Raw genomic sequence first — 324 nt, 5'->3', positions numbered from 1 at the left:
GAGACTCTTGCCGATTATTGGTGGTGCACGTTGCAGGCATTGAGCTTTGACGGCGGCAAGGGACCGAATGTGATTGTAGATGATGGCGGTGACGCAACAATGATGATCCACGTGGGTTATGATGCTGAAAATAATGCTGCCGTATTGGATAAGGAAGTACACGCGGAGGATGAAATAGAACTGAATGCTATCTTGAAGAAAGTGTTGGCAGAAGACAGTACTCGCTGGCATCGCGTAGCGGAAGAAGTGCGTGGCGTATCTGAAGAGACTACGACAGGCGTACACCGTTTGTATCAGATGCAGGAAGAAGGCAAATTGCTGTTC

1 protein-coding gene is annotated in these 324 nt (G+C 48.8%); it reads left to right on the top strand.

Annotation, left to right across the window (positions count from 1 at the left end):
- Nucleotides 1-324 (top strand): adenosylhomocysteinase (locus AB5935_RS25985; protein WP_368327871.1); only part of this gene is annotated, 324 nt, incomplete at both ends.

Origin of the sequence: Phocaeicola sp. RTP21198st1_B8_RTP21198_201120 (assembly GCF_040929485.1) — a bacterium.
Classification (GTDB): Bacteria; Bacteroidota; Bacteroidia; order Bacteroidales; family Bacteroidaceae; genus Phocaeicola; species Phocaeicola dorei.
The sequence above is the reverse complement of the archived record's forward strand: the minus strand, read 5'-3'. Positions and strand labels throughout refer to the sequence as shown.